The sequence below is a fragment of the Pseudomonas sp. ANT_J12 genome (assembly GCF_008370045.1).
In the GTDB taxonomy this organism is placed as follows: domain Bacteria; phylum Pseudomonadota; class Gammaproteobacteria; order Pseudomonadales; family Pseudomonadaceae; genus Aquipseudomonas.
This window is the reverse complement of sequence record NZ_VOBN01000006.1, coordinates 221,705-237,912: the sequence shown is the minus strand read 5'-3', so window position 1 is coordinate 237,912 and position 16,208 is coordinate 221,705. Positions and strand designations below refer to the sequence as shown.

Annotated in this window: 25 protein-coding genes; 4 read left to right on the top strand and 21 right to left on the bottom strand. The window is 58.3% G+C overall.

All coding sequences use genetic code 11. The annotated features are described in order from the left end of the window. Positions 1 to 9: 9 nt before the first annotated feature. The 18 genes from FQ192_RS15955 to FQ192_RS15870 form a co-directional block, all read right to left on the bottom strand. Positions 10 to 438, bottom strand: coding sequence for a hypothetical protein (locus tag FQ192_RS15955; RefSeq protein ID WP_256672289.1), 429 nt, complete (start codon positions 436 to 438; stop codon positions 10 to 12). Further along, a complete protein-coding gene (locus FQ192_RS15950) occupies positions 435 to 857 on the bottom strand; it encodes a hypothetical protein (protein WP_149659451.1) in 423 nt (140 codons plus the stop codon). The genes FQ192_RS15955 and FQ192_RS15950 overlap by 4 nt, the downstream gene beginning before the upstream one ends. Continuing rightward, complete coding sequence (locus FQ192_RS15945) at positions 854 to 1,075, bottom strand: hypothetical protein (protein ID WP_149659450.1); 222 nt, start codon at positions 1,073 to 1,075, stop codon at positions 854 to 856. The genes FQ192_RS15950 and FQ192_RS15945 overlap by 4 nt, the downstream gene beginning before the upstream one ends. Further along, positions 1,072 to 1,467 carry a hypothetical protein gene (locus FQ192_RS15940; protein ID WP_149659449.1) on the bottom strand — a complete coding sequence of 132 codons (396 nt, stop codon included), beginning with the start codon at positions 1,465 to 1,467 and terminating at the stop codon, positions 1,072 to 1,074. The genes FQ192_RS15945 and FQ192_RS15940 overlap by 4 nt, the downstream gene beginning before the upstream one ends. Further along, positions 1,464 to 1,850, bottom strand: coding sequence for a hypothetical protein (locus tag FQ192_RS15935; RefSeq protein ID WP_149659448.1), 387 nt, complete (start codon positions 1,848 to 1,850; stop codon positions 1,464 to 1,466). Before FQ192_RS15935 ends, FQ192_RS15940 begins: the two co-directional genes overlap by 4 nt. Beyond that, entirely contained in the window at positions 1,847 to 2,200 is a 354-nt protein-coding gene (locus tag FQ192_RS15930) for a hypothetical protein (RefSeq protein ID WP_256672294.1), read from the bottom strand. Before FQ192_RS15930 ends, FQ192_RS15935 begins: the two co-directional genes overlap by 4 nt. Further along, positions 2,200 to 2,589: a hypothetical protein gene (locus FQ192_RS15925; RefSeq protein WP_178129127.1), complete on the bottom strand. Its 390-nt coding sequence runs from the start codon at positions 2,587 to 2,589 to the stop codon at positions 2,200 to 2,202. The genes FQ192_RS15930 and FQ192_RS15925 overlap by 1 nt, the downstream gene beginning before the upstream one ends. Further along, complete coding sequence (locus tag FQ192_RS15920) at positions 2,586 to 2,981, bottom strand: hypothetical protein (protein ID WP_149659446.1); 396 nt, start codon at positions 2,979 to 2,981, stop codon at positions 2,586 to 2,588. Before FQ192_RS15920 ends, FQ192_RS15925 begins: the two co-directional genes overlap by 4 nt. A gap of 78 nt (positions 2,982 to 3,059) precedes the next feature. Further along, the gene (locus tag FQ192_RS15915; protein WP_149659445.1) at positions 3,060 to 3,437 is read right to left on the bottom strand and encodes a hypothetical protein; all 378 of its coding nucleotides are present in this window, start codon (positions 3,435 to 3,437) and stop codon (positions 3,060 to 3,062) included. 19 nt (positions 3,438 to 3,456) lie between these two features. Next, on the bottom strand, positions 3,457 to 3,657 hold the full coding sequence (locus FQ192_RS15910) for a hypothetical protein (protein WP_149659444.1): 201 nt from the start codon (positions 3,655 to 3,657) through the stop codon (positions 3,457 to 3,459). A 2-nt stretch (positions 3,658 to 3,659) separates the two neighbouring features. Then, positions 3,660 to 4,469: a hypothetical protein gene (locus FQ192_RS15905; RefSeq protein ID WP_149659443.1), complete on the bottom strand. Its 810-nt coding sequence runs from the start codon at positions 4,467 to 4,469 to the stop codon at positions 3,660 to 3,662. Continuing rightward, the gene (locus FQ192_RS15900) at positions 4,466 to 4,978 is read right to left on the bottom strand and encodes a PAAR domain-containing protein (protein WP_149659442.1); all 513 of its coding nucleotides are present in this window, start codon (positions 4,976 to 4,978) and stop codon (positions 4,466 to 4,468) included. Before FQ192_RS15900 ends, FQ192_RS15905 begins: the two co-directional genes overlap by 4 nt. Positions 4,979 to 5,090: 112 nt before the next feature. Continuing rightward, positions 5,091 to 5,504, bottom strand: coding sequence for a hypothetical protein (locus FQ192_RS15895; protein ID WP_256672288.1), 414 nt, complete (start codon positions 5,502 to 5,504; stop codon positions 5,091 to 5,093). 3 nt (positions 5,505 to 5,507) lie between these two features. Continuing rightward, positions 5,508 to 5,915, bottom strand: a complete 408-nt coding sequence (tssE, locus tag FQ192_RS15890; RefSeq protein ID WP_133835348.1) for a type VI secretion system baseplate subunit TssE — start codon at positions 5,913 to 5,915, stop codon at positions 5,508 to 5,510. Between the two features lie 13 nt (positions 5,916 to 5,928). Beyond that, positions 5,929 to 7,404: a type VI secretion system contractile sheath large subunit gene (gene tssC, locus FQ192_RS15885; RefSeq protein ID WP_149659441.1), complete on the bottom strand. Its 1,476-nt coding sequence runs from the start codon at positions 7,402 to 7,404 to the stop codon at positions 5,929 to 5,931. A gap of 28 nt (positions 7,405 to 7,432) precedes the next feature. Then, positions 7,433 to 7,936, bottom strand: a complete 504-nt coding sequence (gene tssB, locus FQ192_RS15880) for a type VI secretion system contractile sheath small subunit (protein ID WP_149659440.1) — start codon at positions 7,934 to 7,936, stop codon at positions 7,433 to 7,435. A 32-nt stretch (positions 7,937 to 7,968) separates the two neighbouring features. Beyond that, a complete protein-coding gene (tssA, locus tag FQ192_RS15875; protein WP_149659439.1) occupies positions 7,969 to 9,525 on the bottom strand; it encodes a type VI secretion system protein TssA in 1,557 nt (518 codons plus the stop codon). Positions 9,526 to 9,632: 107 nt separating this feature from the next. After that, positions 9,633 to 9,992, bottom strand: coding sequence for a hypothetical protein (locus tag FQ192_RS15870; protein WP_149659438.1), 360 nt, complete (start codon positions 9,990 to 9,992; stop codon positions 9,633 to 9,635). A gap of 249 nt (positions 9,993 to 10,241) precedes the next feature. Between FQ192_RS15870 and FQ192_RS15865 the strand changes: the two genes are divergently transcribed. After that, positions 10,242 to 12,242 carry a type VI secretion system tip protein VgrG gene (locus FQ192_RS15865; protein ID WP_149659437.1) on the top strand — a complete coding sequence of 667 codons (2,001 nt, stop codon included), beginning with the start codon at positions 10,242 to 10,244 and terminating at the stop codon, positions 12,240 to 12,242. Between the two features lie 61 nt (positions 12,243 to 12,303). Beyond that, on the top strand, positions 12,304 to 12,585 hold the full coding sequence (locus FQ192_RS15860; protein ID WP_149659436.1) for a hypothetical protein: 282 nt from the start codon (positions 12,304 to 12,306) through the stop codon (positions 12,583 to 12,585). A 136-nt stretch (positions 12,586 to 12,721) separates the two neighbouring features. Here the strand turns inward: FQ192_RS15860 and FQ192_RS15855 are convergent, their stop codons facing one another. The 3 genes from FQ192_RS15855 to FQ192_RS15845 form a co-directional block, all read right to left on the bottom strand. Next, positions 12,722 to 12,997, bottom strand: a complete 276-nt coding sequence (locus FQ192_RS15855) for an HU family DNA-binding protein (protein WP_003213368.1) — start codon at positions 12,995 to 12,997, stop codon at positions 12,722 to 12,724. Positions 12,998 to 13,189: 192 nt separating this feature from the next. Then, positions 13,190 to 14,338: an NAD(P)/FAD-dependent oxidoreductase gene (locus FQ192_RS15850; RefSeq protein WP_149659435.1), complete on the bottom strand. Its 1,149-nt coding sequence runs from the start codon at positions 14,336 to 14,338 to the stop codon at positions 13,190 to 13,192. A gap of 19 nt (positions 14,339 to 14,357) precedes the next feature. Continuing rightward, the gene (locus tag FQ192_RS15845; RefSeq protein WP_007954349.1) at positions 14,358 to 14,525 is read right to left on the bottom strand and encodes a rubredoxin; all 168 of its coding nucleotides are present in this window, start codon (positions 14,523 to 14,525) and stop codon (positions 14,358 to 14,360) included. Positions 14,526 to 14,725: 200 nt separating this feature from the next. On the opposite strand from FQ192_RS15845, the gene FQ192_RS15840 reads away from it, so the two are divergent. Together FQ192_RS15840 and ubiA are read left to right on the top strand one after the other, a co-directional pair. Beyond that, on the top strand, positions 14,726 to 15,277 hold the full coding sequence (locus FQ192_RS15840; RefSeq protein WP_149659434.1) for a chorismate lyase: 552 nt from the start codon (positions 14,726 to 14,728) through the stop codon (positions 15,275 to 15,277). Beyond that, positions 15,277 to 16,167, top strand: a complete 891-nt coding sequence (ubiA, locus tag FQ192_RS15835) for a 4-hydroxybenzoate octaprenyltransferase (RefSeq protein ID WP_149659433.1) — start codon at positions 15,277 to 15,279, stop codon at positions 16,165 to 16,167. Before FQ192_RS15840 ends, ubiA begins: the two co-directional genes overlap by 1 nt. Positions 16,168 to 16,208 lie beyond the last annotated feature (41 nt).

The following is a 16,208-nucleotide window of genomic DNA, read 5'->3' as shown; positions in this document are numbered from 1 at the left end:
TAAGAAATCTCATGAATAAAACGTCCTGTAGAGCGCAACCGTGAGCCCGGAGATGACGTAGCCGACGCCCAGCAGATAGGGCAAAAACGCCACCCACATCACCATCATTCCGAGCCCGGACAGTTGCCCGAAAAGCAAAAGACCCAGCCCGCTGATCACCCAGGGCGCCGCGTAAAAAGGGATGAACATCAGCGGCGCGCACCAGATTTTCTTCACGATCTGTTGTTCGGTTGTCCTGCTCAGCTTTCGCGTTGCCCACGCGGCAAAAACGATATAGGCCAGGGACCCGAACCAGAGGACGTGGATCGTCAGGAACTGCTCCCAGTTGAATGCCGTCGGGTTCCACACCGTCGATTCGAGATAAATCAGAACCTCGAACGCGATGATCGGCACCCAGAGGGCGGCGCCCAGGAACAGGCGTCGGTTCAGACTGATCACGGGCGAACACCTGCGCTCGGGGTTTGTCCGGTGCGGCGATTCCACAACCTCTGGGCCCAACGCAATTCGATGACTTGCGTCGTCAGAATCGCCATGAACGTGACAGAACCCTGGGCCACGCCGTAGAACAACGCCCGCAGCGGATTCTCGGGCATCATCCAGAGCAGGATGAAACCCACCATCACGCTCAGTAACAGCAGCTTGGCCAACAGGTTCGGAATCAACGCGACGATCAAATTGACGGTCACAAAGATATAAAAGAGGGCGTGGCTGGCCCCGCCAATCGCGACGCCCCGGGTGGTGAACCCACCGTTGAATGCTTTATAGGCATGCACGACCGCGTCATTCAGGATCGCGTAAGCCAGACAGCCAAGGCTGTGGATCAATACGCTGATTAGAATTCGGCTCGGGGTGTTCATGCCGGGCTCACTGAGGAGTAGCAACTGCCGGCGACTTCGATCGCGACCAGTGAAATCAGGACCATGAACGTCAGCGCGCGATGCAGCCGCGACTGGCGCAGGCGTCGGCTGATCGCCGTGACCACCAACAGCAGGCTCAGTATCGCGAGGCCGCCGAACAGATCACTGTCGGCCACGTACATCAGGTAACCACGCATCTCGTCCGATACGTTGATCATGGGCAAAAGACTCCATCCTTGAGTGTCCAGATACGGCGACTGCCATCGCGTTCGGGTTTGATGCCAGGCAGGGCGTTGCGTAGGTCGTCCGCACTGAAGAGGCGCGTTTTTTCAGATCCTTTGACGGTCAGCAAGAAGTTGTCATCAACCTGTATACCGCCGTCTTCGTCGTAAGACAGGTAACTGGCCACGGCGTACTGCTTGCCCGGTGCAAGGACGCGCGGCTCCATCAGCGGCAACCAGTTGCTGGCATTCTTCGATTGAATCTGCAGCGGCACGCCGCAGGTATTCAACAGGTCAATTTCGTAGATGTACGTCAGTTGAGTCGTGCAGCCGACCAACGACAGATATCCCGCTGCCAACACTGACGCCACGAAGGAGCGAAGGCTCATCGACGAGTCCCTCCTTTGTTCGGTGTCATGGGCAGGTACGAGTCGACATACAGAAACTCGCCATCGGCACTGTTGATGCGCGCCATCGTCAGCGGCTTGCCGTCAGGGGTCTGGAACCGGATCCAGCCCTCGCTATTGAGGTCTCCGGTTTCATACCGCACCTGCACAAAGTAATCCGGCGGATTGGACCGGGTGATCTCGATGAAAAAGCCACCATCCTGCGCCCCGCGCCATACCGCATCGGGGTGGCCTGGCAGCACGGGCGCTGAAGGATTGGAGGGGCGCAGCGAGATGAACAGCGTCACCAGCGCGATGATCGCCAACACACCGATGGCGCTCAGCACATGATTGAGCCATTTCCACACCTGCATCGAACGCGTCATGGCGTGCACCAGGTGCGCACATCGCGCTTGTCGAAGCCTGCGCACTGATTGCGCTTGGCGATTGAGCGATAAGGCGCGTCGGGGGTGTAGGCGAAATAGTAATAGCGCTGCGCGTCCTCGCCGTAGAGCCAGTAGTTGCTCGAGCCCTGGTTGATTTCGTAGGGCTCGAAGCTCCAGATCGACGACTCGCTGGGAATGAAATTCGACCGGTCCATCAGCAACATGAAGGCGTTGGAAAACACAGGCGTCGCCCAGGCCAGGATCGCCGTCACCACCGCGACGGCCACAGCGAGTCCTTTGACCAGAGGATGTTTGACGGGCGCACGAGGTGCGGGGGATCGGCTCATCATCAACGACATGGCGGCACCGTCCAGCTTTCCCAGCCTTGCGCGCCGGGGTACAGCACCATTTCGCCCCGAAACTCAGGGCCCACACCGGCGTTGCCTTCGCGCATCCACAAGTACCATTCGGATGTTTTGAGTAGCACGCCGTCCTTTGTGTACACACGATAGAAGGACAGGCTGCTGAACAACTCGATTACTTGCCCGACCCTGCCAAACGCCTCGTAGTCGGGTGCATATCGGGCGATGTAGCACTTGCCCGACTCGCTCCAGTATTTCTTCAAGGGCTGTGCGGCCAAGGCACTCACGATCTTCAGGCCAAGGAAAATCAGCACGAAAAGGCCCATCAAGGCTGGGATCAATACGAGGGGCGAGGTCAATCGACGGTTGCGAATCACGATCGGGCCACTCCCTGTGCAGCGCGCCAGCGGGTAAACGCGGCATTGAGGGCGCGGGTGACCAGAATGGCGCAAAGGGTCAAACCACCCGCCAGGGCGCAATACGCCATGGCCCGTACGGGATAGCGCGGCAGCAGGTAAACCAGGATCGAGGCCATCATGAAAATCGCCACGCCAAACTGGGCGGCCAGGCGCGGGATGAAGGCCAAAACAAGATTCAGGAAAACGAAAAAGTAATAAACCAGGTACATGCCCATGCCGATGGCGACGCCACGGGAAGTCAGCCCGCCGACCAGGGTTTTATAGATCGGCACGGCGAAGCCATTCATCACGATATAGAGCACGCAGGCCATCCCATGGACGACCAACCCGATCACTCGTTGGCTATTCATGTTCAAACGCTGCCACGCAATGCTTCGCCACGATCAATCACCCAAGATCCCTCTTCCCTTTCATCCTGTAAAAAAACATCAGCACCGCGTCTGTTCAGCCTTGGCCCGGTCGGCACTGAGCACCTTGCATTGCTGGAGGTAAATAACGCCCTCCCCAGTGAACACGACCACATCATTCGCCGTGAGCGGCTCGCCGTTTTTCTCGCCAAACTTGAGCCAACCTTCGTCCCATAACGAGCCGTCGTCGTTGCGAACCTGAACGAAGTAATAAGGCGGCTCGGAGCGGGTGACTTCGATGTACTGCCCACCATCGGCACCGCCGCGCCATTTCGCATTGGGGTACTCACTCAACACCCGAGGCTCAGCCTTTGAAAAATCCATCTGGGAAACGACCAACACACTGGCGATGCAGGCCAGGAGCCCTACCACCATGAGGAAGCGTTTTACCCAGATCACTGCGATGCCTCCAACGTCATCAGACCTCAGAGTGAGTCAAGTAATAAAGTCCCAGCAGGTACATTGCCGGAATCGCCATAACGCACAAAAAATTAAAAAATTTATAAGACTTTTTTACCCTGATACGAGGGACCAGACCCGCAACTCCAACTACAAAACAAAAAATCGCCAACAACCCGAAATAATTGTTATCTACCATTCCAGAGAAGTAGCCTTCCATGTTCACTCCTTATTAAAGCCAATAAAATTCCAGCGATAAAACTCGAAGGCCTTTAAAAAATCTTCCCGTGTGGTTCCCTTATCCAAATTATGATAAGCCCAGCCAGATACGTCTTTGGTGAAATAACCTTTCTGAACAGGAAGGCCCACATATCCACCACTTTGGGGATCAGCCATATCTTTCCCTGTTAGTTTTACCCCCCAAGTAAACGGCCACACAATGGCGGCATCGGTATTTCCTTGGCGTATATCTATCCGGTCACTGGTCACGGAAACGGCCATTTGAATATGATGGGCGGTTGTCATCATCGGCCGGTCAAGCGCCTGAGCAAGAATGTCGCCGGGCTTCAAATCTTCGACTGTAGCTACTGCCGTGGTGTTTTCTACGGTGTTTTGCATCTCACGTGCGCCGTAGGTCAGCATGACCATTTCGGCGAAACCGTACATATTCGAGGCATATCGATCATGTGCAGCCGCGCTATAGTTCTCCATGTTTTTATAAGCTCTGACACCGGTCTTAAGTTTTACCGGCAGCCCGCGCTTACTGGAAAACTCTACCAAGACGCGTATTGCAAAATCCTCGCAGGTAAACTTGTAGTCGCTTACCTCCCCGTCTTTATTCCAATACTTCTCATTAATTAGTCTTTCTGCAATCATCGGCGCCTCATCGTGATAGGCCGCGATATCAGCGTCTGACCATAACTTCGTAGTTGGCCAAAAAACCTTCAAGACTACTTCTTTCCCAACCGGATCGGCTTTTGGAGTTAGAGCCACCGAGGAGACATACAACATCGAGAGAACTTCCGCAGTCATAGCAGAACCCCGTCGATGGCTGGATGAAAATCAAAGCTCTCGCCTTCCTTGCCTCCAACCATTTGAGTTCTTCCCATGGCATCTGTTTGTCCCGAGACAATTTCTCCCTTGGCATTTTTAATGTGATACGGAATCCCCTGTAATGGATTGCCGTCCTGGTCTTTCATCACAACATGCTGGCAATGAGAGAAAAGCATCAGTGGAATTGGCGCCACAAACGGCACCGGAGAATGCGAATTCCCGATAATCACCGTCCCGGAACCCGCCGTAACCTTGTTGCCATGCGTCCCGACGGAATCCACAGTCGCCGCCGCTTTACCGTTGATCAAAACCGTCGTCGCCAACCCACCCGACATCGCACCACCACACGCCGAGGCATCGCCTTGGCGGGCGGCCGCGAGGCCGTCGAAGAAGACGTCGCCGGAACCGGCGGCGATCGGGTTGGTGCCGTGGCCGGAGACCGGGCAAGCGGTGGGGTCGGTAAGGCGTGCTGCGGGTTTGCCGGACATACGGGTCTCCTTAGTCGACCTTGACTTGACCGTTGCCATTTCGGCTCACGGATAGGTGGAACGAATCGGGTTTTGCGCCAGCGACGTTACCCATGGTGTGACGACTCATTGCTCACCGACACGCTGGAACATTCCAGCTCTCGTAGCCTTTCACGGTCGGGTAGATCGCACGGCCACCCACCCACTGTGAGCGCTCATCCACGGTGAATTCGTTCTGCCAGAGCAACCATTCGGACGACTTCAACAACGTGCCGTCCTTTGCGTACACCCTGAAAAACGCTTCGCTGGTGAATATCCGGACAATCTGTCCGGCCAGCCCCAGGGCCGAGTACTGGGGAATGTACGAGTTGATGTAGCACGTCCCGGCATCGTTCCAGGTCTTGGAATAGACATGCGCCAGCCGCGCCGCCGCCATTTTCACGTAGCAGGCGCCTGAAACCGCCGCAACGGCCGCCAAGGCTATGAGCAGCAACGCCCTACGCCCCGTCATGACCACTGCATCCTGCTTCGGAATTGTCCATTGCATGCCTTAGCTGACCTTGACTTGACCGCTGCCATCCAGGCGGGCGGCAAACGTAACCTGGCGCTTGAAACCATCAACTTCCAGCAGGCCTTCGATGCTGAAGGACAGGCGAAGCTGATCGTGGTCACGCGGCAGGGAAATGACACGCACGTTGCTCAGGCGTGGCTCGTAGGCTTCGATGAAATTTTCGATGGCCAGACGGGCCTGACTCAGGGAGTCGTGCAGGCTCAGACGCATGTCATTGAGATCGGGTAGCCCGTAATCGGACAGCGTTTGCACGCTGCCCGCACGGGTGCTGAGCATCTTGGCCAGATGGGCAGCCACGGACGCCATGGCGGAGACCTCGCGGCTCCAGCCGACGCGTTTGTCCGCGTCGCCACCCAGGCGTTCGAAAAGGCTGCCGTATCCAGTCATGAGTTAGCTCCGCTTACTCTTTGTCCAGCTTGCCAACCAGCGACAGGGTGAAATCGGCACCCATGTACTTGAAGTGCGGGCGCACGTTCAGGCTGACGCGGTACCAGCCAGGCTCGCCTTCGACATCGCTGACGATGATCTGGGCAGCGCGCAGTGGACGACGGCCACGGACTTCGGCGCTTGGGTTTTCCTGGTCGGCCACGTACTGGCGGATCCACTTGTTGAGTTCCAGCTCGAGGTCGGTACGTTCTTTCCACGAACCGAGTTGCTCGCGCTGCAGCACTTTCAAGTAGTGAGCCAGGCGGTTGACGATCATCATGTACGGCAGTTGGGTGCCGAGCTTGTAGTTCAGCTCTGCGGCCTTGCCTTCTGCGCTGATGCCGAAGAACTTCGGCTTCTGCACCGAGCTCGCGGAGAAGAACGCCGCGTTGTCGGAGCCTTTGCGCATGGTCAGGGAGATGAAGCCTTCCTCGGCCAATTCGTATTCACGACGGTCGCTAACCAATACTTCCGTAGGAATCTTGGTTTCGATTTCGCCCATGCTTTCGAAGTGGTGCAACGGCAGGTCTTCAACCGCGCCACCGCTCTGCGGGCCGATGATGTTCGGGCACCAGCGGAACTTGGCGAAACTGTCGGTCAGCTTGGTGCCGAACGCGTAGGCCGTGTTGCCCCACAGGTAGTGCTCGTGGCTGTTGGCGACGGTTTCTTTGTACACGAACGATTTGACCGGGTTTTCTTCCGGGTCGTACGGGTTACGCAGCAGGAAACGCGGCACGGTCAGGCCAACGTAACGGGAGTCTTCCGACTCGCGGAAGCTCTGCCATTTGGCGAATTGCGGGCCTTCGAAGTGATCTTTCAGATCCTTCAGGTCCGGCAGGCCGGTGAAGCTTTCCAGACCGAAGAATTTCGGGCCGGCCGCCGCGATGAACGGCGCGTGAGACATGCAGGCAACGCTGGACACGTACTGCATCAGCTTCACGTCCGGCGAGCTTGGGGACATGTAGTAGTTAGCGATGATCGCGCCCACAGGCTGACCACCGAACTGACCGTATTCAGCGGTGTAGATGTGCTTGTACAGGCCCGACTGCATCACTTCCGGCGAATCTTCGAAATCGTCCAGCAGGTCTTCTTTGGAGACGTTGAGGATTTCGATCTTGATGTTTTCGCGGAAGTTGGTGCGATCGACCAGCAACTGCAGACCACGCCACGACGATTCCAGGGACTGGAAGTCCGGGTGGTGCAGGATTTCGTCCATCTGACGGCTGAGCTTGGCATCGATCTCGGCGATCATGCGGTCGACCATGGCCTTCTTGACCGGCTCACCGTTGTTCTGCGGCTTGAGCAGCTCTTCGATGAAGGCCGACACGCCGCGCTTGGCGATGTCGTAGGCTTCGTCGTCCGGCGTCAGGCGGGTTTCGGCGATGATGCTGTCGAGAATGCTGTATTCGCCGCTCTCTTTGCTCTTTTGCTGTGCTGCGCTAGTGCTCATTGTGTTGGCTTCCTTGGCTGATAGAGACTCAGGCGTCCTGGGCGGCGGCGTTCAAGCCCAGCTCACCCAGTACGCGACCGCGGGATTCGTCGTCGGCGAGAACGCCTTCGATGGCTTTGCGGAACGCAGGCGCGTTACCCAGCGGGCCTTTGAGGGCCACCAGCGCGTCGCGCAGTTCCATCAGTTTCTTCAGCTCAGGCACTTGCTCGACCAGCGAGGCCGGGTTGAAGTCCTTCATCGAGTTGACGCGCAGTTGCACGCCCAGCTCTTCAGTGCTGCCTTCTTCCTGAAGACGGTTCGGCACGTTCATCGTCAGGCTCAGCTCTTGCTTGGCCAGCACTTCGTCGAAGGTCATCTTGTCGATGCTGATCGGCTTGCGATCTTCGACTTTGCGTTCGTCCTTGCGGTGGGTGTAGTCACCGATTGCCAGTAGTTTCAACGGCAGTTCGATCTCTTCCTGTGCACCACCGGTGGCAGGTTTGAAGGTGACGTTGATGCGTTCCTTGGGGGCTACCGAGCCTTCTTTGGCCATGGCTTTTCTCCTTGCGGTTGTGGCCCTGGGGCCTATTCGAGTACCACTTCGAGATCGAGGTGGCACAGCCTGCGATAAATCTCTTCCTTGCGTTCACGCACTGCATGGTTCTGCGGTAACAACTCACAGCAGCTATGCAGCAAATGCAGCACTTCCAGCGCAAGATCGGGCTCCCAGGCGTTCAGGCCTGAGTCCTGTAATGTTTGGTCGAGGGTTTCGAGTTGGGTCCTGGCCAGTTCGTACTTTTTGGCCATGAAGCACAGCCGCGCCAGGGCGAACTGCCAGAAAAATCGCGCCCGCCCACCTTGGGCACCTTGCAGGCCCTGCTTGAGGATTTGCACGGCGGCCTTGAGGCCGTCCTTGCGCAAGATGGGCAGGACTTCTTCCAAGGCCACTTCCCAGGCCGGCTGGTTGTCGACAACTTCGACCTTGCGCGGCGCACTGGCGCTTTGCAGGTGCGGCATGACGTGGGCGCTGACCCAGGCACGGGTGGCCGGGTCGGCAAACGGCGCGCCGTCATGGAAACGCAATTCGATGATGCCGGGCAGGCGCTGAATCAAAAGCGCGAAGTGGATTTCCACTTCGCGCATAGCCATCTCTGCGTTCAGGCCCTGGAGGCATTCCCAGACCATTCGTTGGCCATCGAACCAGAACGGCGCCTTCGCCAGGCTCGCCTCCAGTTCTACCAGCAGGTCGGCGTATTTGGCCTGGTCGTAGCGATCCTGATAGGCCTTGAGCTTGTCCGCCGGCAACCCGCGCAACATGGTGATCTGCTCGGCGTTGCGCTCGGGCACCGCGTCGATGGGCAGCCACAGCAGCGTGCGATTAAGGCGCAGGGCGCGCAGGTCGGTGGCTTTCTGCTTGAGCCACCAGGCGCACAACGGACGGGCGTTTTCCTGCTGGGCGCGTAAAGCCTTGTGGGCTTCTTTTTCGTTATCGATTGGCGCGCCGGGGGTGAACAGCTGGGTCGCGGCTTGCTTGACCTGGGCCACGGCAGCCCCGACCACACCGGGTTCCGGCTGGTTGTCGGCGGCGCGCTGCACCATGTTTTTCAGGCGGCGAGAGATCGGCAGCAGCAACGGTGCGTCATCGCCCAGGTGCTCGGTGCAAGCGGCATCGAGACCTTCCAGGTGCTCCACCATCCGGCGGAACATCGGCAACTGCTCTTTGATCGCGACATTTTCGGTCAGCACTTGCTCAAGACGCGGCACCAACCAACTGATGGCCGCGGAGCGGGTACGTGCCTTGTTCGGGTGAACTTCGGCCCAGTGATTTTCCGACAAATGATGCAGCAAACCGAGGCCCGCCAGCAGCCCCTGAAAGGATTCGCGCTGGTACAAAGCCCAGGTCAGCCAGGCGCCGACCCGCAAATCCTTGGACTGGGTACGTAGCAGGTTTTCGCTGTTTTCACGGATTTTCAGCCAGTCGATCTGACCGGCTTCATGCATCGACTGGGCTTTGGCCAGCTCGCTTTCCAGGGCCTCATATTCGCTCGAAAAGCGAACATCCTCGCCCGCGAAATTCTCTTTGGAAACAGAGGCTTTTGCGAGTTCAAGGTAATGGGCGGAAAGCTTGCTTGAGTAGGACATCCATGGCCTTTATTTAGGATTACGGTCACACGCCAATCGGAGTTTCAACGGCGGCGGACAGTATCAAAGAGCTGCGATGGGACTCATCCAATTGAGTTCGTGCTCTTTCAAGTTGGCGCATCGTACTCACGATGATGGCCACTAGCAAGCATCCGATTAAACAACAAGACGAGCAGTTCAGTGCCTCGTGTAGGAGATAGCCCTATATTTGTAAGGGTATCCCCTGATATCACTTTAATATTCCCTCTGCTGACCTGCTGACCCGCAACCCCTGCTCCAGAGCGTTCGCGCAAATCCCCAGCAATCATTGGCGTTTCCGTCAACGATGTGGGCGCAAAGCATGACAAGAATTGAAAAAGATGAATGTAGGATTCTTCCGAAAAGTTACTGCGACAGACCTTCAATTTGATGAAAGACAACTGCCAATTAAAAAACGCCATTAAAGTGATGGCATTTTTATGTTTCAACAAATGCGTCCAATGCTGTCATGTGAAGGGCAATTGCACGGAGTTATCGTCCAATTGCACGCAACTTACACAATCGTGTCCTAGGAACACACGCCCACTTTAAACCCGGAAGGCTCTCACTTTATTCAAAGATTCCTCCTACATTAATCCTCTTTCCCCGTTGATAACGTGCCCGCCAGTTTTCGCGTGCACAAACCATGGACGGTTTGGATATCGCGCTTTTTTCCTCTTCAGCTTAAGGATAAGCGTATGTTCGGGCCGGCCAATGCGGCGCATTTTTCGCTTCACATCCCCGCTGTTCGTCACGATTTCAAGGTACTGGCCTTCGACGGCAGCGAAGCCATCAGCACCCTGTATGCCATCCGCGTTGAGCTGGTCAGCGAGCACCCGGATTTCGATATTGAAAGCCTGCTCAGTCAACTGGCGTTTCTGCAGTTCGGCCTCAAGGGCGAAGGGCTTCACGGCCGTATCGAGGACGTCTGGGTGGGGGACGCCGGCAAGCGCCTGACCCGTTATCACCTGACCCTGGTGCCGGCGCTGCACTATTTGCAGTTCAGTCACGACCGGCGGATTTTCCAGCACCTGACGGTGCCGCAGATCATCGCGCAGGTGCTTAAAGGGCACGGCATTCAGAGCGACGCGTTCACCTTTCATGTCAGCACCAGCCCCGTGCGCGACTACTGCACGCAGTACGGCGAATCCGACTTCGAGTTCGTCCAGCGCCTGTGCGGCGAGGACGGTATCGCCTGGCATCACCAGCATTCGCCCGAGGGCCATGTGCTGGTGTTCACCGACGACCAGACCTTTTTCCCCAAGCTGGGCGCCACCCCGTATCAGCAAGATTCAGGGATGGTCGCGGAGCATCCGGTGGTCAGCCACTTCGCCTCCGGTGTTCGCACCCGCACCAGCACCACCACGCGCCGGGACTACGATTTCCGGCGCCCCAGCCTGTTGCTGGAAAGCCGTTTCACCGCCGAGTTCAGCCCCGAGCTCGAAGACTATCGCTACCCCGTCCTGATCGAGAACGAAAAACGCGGCAGGCAACTCGCCCGGCAAGCGCTGGAGCGGCACCGTTGCGATTACCAAGTGGCCGAAGGCCAGAGCGATCAGCCATGCCTGCGCAGCGGTCACTTCTTCGACCTGACCGAACACCCGCGTAAAACCCACAACGGTCTGTGGCTGTTGCTCAGCGTGACCCACACCGGCCGACAGCCTCAGGTGCTGGAGGAGTCGGTCACCAGCGACGTCAACCCCGAGGACGGCTTCACCCAAGGCTACCGCAACCGCTTCAGCGCCATTCCCTGGGACATGCATTTCCGTCCGCCGTTGTGCCCGCGAACAACGCAACTGGTGAGCCAGACCGCCCGCGTCACCGGACCGCCCGGTGAAGAGATCTATTGCGATGAATATGGAAGGGTGAAGGTCGAACTGCCGTGGGATCGCGCGGAACTCAACAGCGAAAAAAGCAGCTGCTGGCTGCGGGTTTCCTCGAGTTGGGCGGGGCAGGAGTTCGGCGCGGTGACTATCCCGCGTATCGGCATGGAAGTCGTGGTCACGTTTCTGGAAGGCGATCCGGATCGGCCGCTGATCACCGGTTGTGTGGCCAACAAAGTGACCTCTGTGCCCTACACCTTGCCCGAGCACAAGACCAAAACCGTGCTGCGCAGCCACAGCTCGCCACACAACGGTGGCTACAACGAGCTGTCGCTGGAAGACCGCGCCGGGCAGGAAAAAATCTACCTGCGGGCGCAACGCGACATCGAGCAACTGATCCTCAATGACAGCGCCACCCAGATCGGCCACGACCGCCGCGAACAAATTACCCGCGACAGTCACAGCTTGATTGGTGGCGACCGTTTTGAGCAGGTGGACCAGCACAGCGCCAGCCTGATCAAGGGTGACGAACTGCACACCACCGAAGGCCTGCGCAACACGGTGATCGGCGGGGATGAACTGATCAGCATCAGCGGCAACAGCAGCATGACAGCGGCTGGCACGCTGGTGATTCAGGCGGGGCCGCAGGCGCATGTCACCGCCGCGAACGTGGTGATCGAGGCGGGCATGAGCCTGACGCTCACGGCTGGTGGGCATCACATCGTCATCAATGCCGGTGGGATTTTTAGCAGTGTGGCAATTGTTGAGGGTGGTTCGCCGGTAGCAGGAATGGCGGCGCAGTCGGCATTGTCGGTTATTCCGAGGTTTTTGGGAGTACATCCGCTCCTATATGAACAATGGCCCTTATTTCGATGAGCACGGTAATCACAGTGAGTCGGATGCGTTTGTAAAAAGCCAGTTAGCGGTGAGATTCAAAATGAGCGACAGCTTCAAACACACCCTGGCGCAGTTGAAACAGGCGAAGAAAGACGCCGGTGGCAAAAACTATTTACAGAGCAGCGATGTAGCAAAACTGCTACTTGAGCCACTGCTCTACCCACAGGATCGAATTCAAGAACTCACCTACAGCCTCGCTAAACGCCGTTCCCGCAACTTGTGGCCGAAAGTGGTTACCGAACGCCTGAAAGCCAACGGTCCCGACACGCGCCTTGTTGATCTGGAACCTCAACAGGACAGTGGACTTTCGAGGGAAAGTTGATTGGCTTTGCGTTGGTCAAACCACCCCATCACACCTCATCGGAATACGCACGCCCATAAAAAATGGGCATCCGACCGCAATCGATATGCCCATTTTTCAATACGGTTCTCCCCGCTACTCAGGGAGTTCGCCGCAATTATGGATTGACGCTGTCTTTCAACGACTTGCCTGGCTTGAAGGCGACGGTATTGCTGGCCTTGATTTTCACAGGCTCACCGGTTTGCGGGTTTTTGCCGGTGCGGGCACCGCGGTGGCGTTGCAGGAAGGTACCGAAGCCCACCAGCGTGACGCTGTCCTTGCGGTGCAGAGCGCCGGTGATTTCTTCGAGAACGGCGTTGAGTACGCGGTTGGCCTGCTCTTTGGTGAGGTCTGCTTTTTCAGCGATTGCAGCGGCGAGTTCTGGTTTACGCATTAGTGAAGCCCCTTTGACGGTTTTTTGTTGTTATGTCCGTGCTGTTCTCGTTGGAACAGCGCCCAAGGCGCCGCAGGTGCTCTACTCTGCGGCAGACGGGAGTGAGGATGGCACGCACGGAAGAGCCGCGCCAGTCTCGGCGCGACCTTTGTAGGGGCAAAAGCGGGGTGAATCCGACAGAACGACCGGTATTTACGCCAGCAGGGCCGGAAGCTCTTTGTTCAATGCGAGTTTTTCCATCACCGCCGCGCCTGTCAGGGCATAACCGAGCAATTTGCCCGAGTCATCGCGGCACAGGACCTTGATGTCGGCGCCCTGCCCCTCGACCGTCCAGACGCCCTCGGCGCCCCGTGGAGGCGGCGAAACCACCAACGGGCAGACCGGGGTTTTCACGGTGATCGGCATCGGGCCATAACTCACGGCCGTAGGGTTTCCCGCCAGGGTTTGTGCCAGCGCTCTCGCACAGCTCATCAGGGGCATCACGTACAACAAATTCAGCCCATCGACCTCGGCACAGTCGCCCAGGGCGTAGATATTGGCGTGGGACGTCTTCAGGTGCCGGTCGACCACCACGCCGCGATTGACCTGGACACCTGCGGCAGCCGCCAGATCAATGCGCGGCCGCAGGCCAATGGCCGAGACCACCACATCGCACGGGATGACCTGGCCGTCCGACAGATGTGCCTCCAGTCCGTCCGCCACCCGCTGCAACCGGTTGAGTACCGGCCCGAGGTGGAAGCGTGCACCGAGGCTTTCCAGCCCGGCCTGGACCGCAGCGGCGGCCGCCGGATGCAGCAAAGTCGGCATGACCTGTTCGCACGGCGCGACCAGTTGCACTTCGTAACCGCCGAGGATCAGGTCGTTGGCGAATTCGCAGCCGATCAGGCCGGCACCGAGCAGCAATACCCGGCGCTTGCCGGCCGCCGCGGCGCGAAAGCGGGCGTAGTCTTCCAGGTCATTGATCGGGAACACCGCATCAGCGCCGTCGCCTTCGATCGGTACCCGCACGGTTTCCGCGCCCCAGGCCAGGATCAGGTCACGGTAGATCACCGCTTCCTCGCCGATCCACAGGCGTTTGTGGCCCGGGTCGATGCCGCTGATGCGGGTGTGGGTGCGCACTTCGGCTTTCAACTGCTCGGCCATGACGCCCGGCTCGGCCATGCTCAAGCCGTCGGCGTCCTTGTTTTTGCCGAAGCCGGTGGAGAGCATCGGCTTGGAGTAGGAACGCCCGTCATCGGCGGTAATCAGCAGTAGCGGGGTTTCGCCATCGAGTTTGCGAAACTCCCGGGCCAGGTTGTAGCCAGCCAGCCCAGTACCGACGATCACGACAGGTGCGTTCATTCCCTTCTCCTCTTTTGTCTTAGTTGATTTCGATCATTTCGAAATCCATCTTGCCCACGCCGCAGTCCGGGCACAGCCAATCTTCCGGCACGTCCTGCCACAGGGTGCCCGGCGCGATGCCGTCATCCGGCCAGCCGTCGGCTTCGTTATAGATCAGGCCGCAGACCACACATTGCCACTTTTTCATTCAGTTACTTCCTCGGGATTCAGGCGTTTGCCGGCGCGAACGGTCGATGGGTAAAGCGTTGCCGTCCGGCTCAGGGCGTTTTGTACTGATCGAACCCGGCAGATGCAAGCCTGTTCGATGCAAGGTCGGGTCGACTCAATCAAAATCGCCGGCTGCCATGGTAAGCTCGCCGCCTCATTTGCTGCCAATAATGACTCACTGTGCCGCACTCAAAATCCCTGTTCTGGCTCCCCCAAAGCCGACTCACTCCCCTCCCCGACGCGTCTACCCTCGACTGGCTGTTCGACGAAGGCTCCCTGACCCGGCGCCTGATTGGTTTGTCGAATGACCGCTTCAGCGTCACGCCATTATTCGAAGGCTGGCAAGCCTTGCGCGCCGACGAATGCGCGGCGCTGGAACTGGAAGAAGGCAGCGAAGGCTGGGTACGCGAGGTGTACCTGCGCGGCAATGGCGAAGCCTGGGTGTTTGCCCGCAGTGTGGCGGCGCGCAGTGCGTTGCAGGGCGATGGGTTGCACATGGATGAATTGGGCAGCCGGTCGTTGGGCGAGTTGTTGTTTTGCGATCGGGCGTTCCAGCGCCAGGCCATCGAGGTTTGTCACTATCCTCAAGAATGGTTGCCGCTGGAGTCCCGAGCGCCCGAGCTGTGGGGCCGCCGCTCGCGTTTCGACCGTGGCGCCTTGAGCGTGCTGGTGGCCGAGATTTTCCTGCCGACCTTATGGCTCGCCGCCCGCGCCCATCCGGAGAACCGTTGATGTACACCCGCCTGCTCAAGTCCCTGAACCGCTTGAATCCCCGGGCCTGGGATTTCATTCAGCTGACGCGCATGGACAAGCCGATCGGCATTTACCTGCTGCTGTGGCCAACCCTGTGGGCGCTGTGGATTGCCGGCAAGGGTTCGCCGTCATTGGCCAACATCGTGATTTTCGTGCTTGGCGTGGTGCTGACCCGCGCGGGCGGTTGCGTGATCAATGACTGGGCGGACCGTAAGGTCGACGGCCATGTGAAACGCACCGAGCAGCGGCCACTGGTGAGCGGCAAGATCAGTTCCAAAGAGGCCTTGGTGTTTTTTGCCGTGCTGATGGGCATCGCCTTTCTGCTGGTGCTGTGCACCAACGCGGCAACCGTCTGGCTATCGCTGGGCGGTCTGGCGCTGGCCTTTAGTTACCCGTTCATGAAGCGATACACCTACTACCCGCAAGTGGTACTGGGCGCGGCGTTTTCCTGGGGCATGCCGATGGCGTTCACGGCCGAGACCGGTTCGCTGCCGCCAGAAGCCTGGCTGCTGTGGATTGCCAACCTGCTGTGGACGGTGGCCTACGACACCTATTACGCGATGACCGACCGCGACGATGACTTGAAGATCGGCGTGAAGTCCACGGCGATTCTGTTTGGTGATGCGGACCGGGTCATCATTCTGACGTTGCAAGGTCTGGCGTTGGGCAGCCTGCTGCTGGCCGGGTCGAAGTTCCAGCTTGGCGGCTGGTTCCATCTCGGGTTGCTGGCCGCCGCCGGGTGTTTTGCCTGGGAGTTCTGGTACACCAGGGGCAAGGACCGAATGCGTTGCTTCAAGGCGTTCTTGCACAACCACTGGGCCGGGTTGGCGATTTTCGTGGGGATTGTGCTGGATTACGCGTTGCGTTGATAAAAAGCGAAAAGATCGCAGCCTGCGGCAGCGCCTACAGG

What these genes read in the sequence shown, in the direction of transcription:
- FQ192_RS15855 (WP_003213368.1), bottom strand. Translation starts at nt 12,997, where the DNA reads ATGCGTAAACCAGAACTCGCCGCTGCAATCGCTGAAAAAGCAGACCTC.
- ubiA (WP_149659433.1), top strand. Translation starts at nt 15,277, where the DNA reads ATGTACACCCGCCTGCTCAAGTCCCTGAACCGCTTGAATCCCCGGGCC.
- FQ192_RS15945 (WP_149659450.1), bottom strand. Translation starts at nt 1,075, where the DNA reads ATGATCAACGTATCGGACGAGATGCGTGGTTACCTGATGTACGTGGCC.
- FQ192_RS15860 (WP_149659436.1), top strand. Translation starts at nt 12,304, where the DNA reads ATGAGCGACAGCTTCAAACACACCCTGGCGCAGTTGAAACAGGCGAAG.
- tssB (WP_149659440.1), bottom strand. Translation starts at nt 7,936, where the DNA reads ATGGCCAAAGAAGGCTCGGTAGCCCCCAAGGAACGCATCAACGTCACC.
- FQ192_RS15865 (WP_149659437.1), top strand. Translation starts at nt 10,242, where the DNA reads ATGTTCGGGCCGGCCAATGCGGCGCATTTTTCGCTTCACATCCCCGCT.
- FQ192_RS15920 (WP_149659446.1), bottom strand. Translation starts at nt 2,981, where the DNA reads ATGAATAGCCAACGAGTGATCGGGTTGGTCGTCCATGGGATGGCCTGC.
- FQ192_RS15905 (WP_149659443.1), bottom strand. Translation starts at nt 4,469, where the DNA reads ATGACTGCGGAAGTTCTCTCGATGTTGTATGTCTCCTCGGTGGCTCTA.
- tssE (WP_133835348.1), bottom strand. Translation starts at nt 5,915, where the DNA reads ATGACTGGATACGGCAGCCTTTTCGAACGCCTGGGTGGCGACGCGGAC.
- FQ192_RS15850 (WP_149659435.1), bottom strand. Translation starts at nt 14,338, where the DNA reads ATGAACGCACCTGTCGTGATCGTCGGTACTGGGCTGGCTGGCTACAAC.
- tssC (WP_149659441.1), bottom strand. Translation starts at nt 7,404, where the DNA reads ATGAGCACTAGCGCAGCACAGCAAAAGAGCAAAGAGAGCGGCGAATAC.
- FQ192_RS15900 (WP_149659442.1), bottom strand. Translation starts at nt 4,978, where the DNA reads ATGTCCGGCAAACCCGCAGCACGCCTTACCGACCCCACCGCTTGCCCG.
- FQ192_RS15910 (WP_149659444.1), bottom strand. Translation starts at nt 3,657, where the DNA reads ATGGAAGGCTACTTCTCTGGAATGGTAGATAACAATTATTTCGGGTTG.
- FQ192_RS15940 (WP_149659449.1), bottom strand. Translation starts at nt 1,467, where the DNA reads ATGAGCCTTCGCTCCTTCGTGGCGTCAGTGTTGGCAGCGGGATATCTG.
- FQ192_RS15845 (WP_007954349.1), bottom strand. Translation starts at nt 14,525, where the DNA reads ATGAAAAAGTGGCAATGTGTGGTCTGCGGCCTGATCTATAACGAAGCC.
- FQ192_RS15895 (WP_256672288.1), bottom strand. Translation starts at nt 5,504, where the DNA reads ATGCAATGGACAATTCCGAAGCAGGATGCAGTGGTCATGACGGGGCGT.
- FQ192_RS15935 (WP_149659448.1), bottom strand. Translation starts at nt 1,850, where the DNA reads ATGACGCGTTCGATGCAGGTGTGGAAATGGCTCAATCATGTGCTGAGC.
- FQ192_RS15950 (WP_149659451.1), bottom strand. Translation starts at nt 857, where the DNA reads ATGAACACCCCGAGCCGAATTCTAATCAGCGTATTGATCCACAGCCTT.
- FQ192_RS15930 (WP_256672294.1), bottom strand. Translation starts at nt 2,200, where the DNA reads ATGATGAGCCGATCCCCCGCACCTCGTGCGCCCGTCAAACATCCTCTG.
- tssA (WP_149659439.1), bottom strand. Translation starts at nt 9,525, where the DNA reads ATGTCCTACTCAAGCAAGCTTTCCGCCCATTACCTTGAACTCGCAAAA.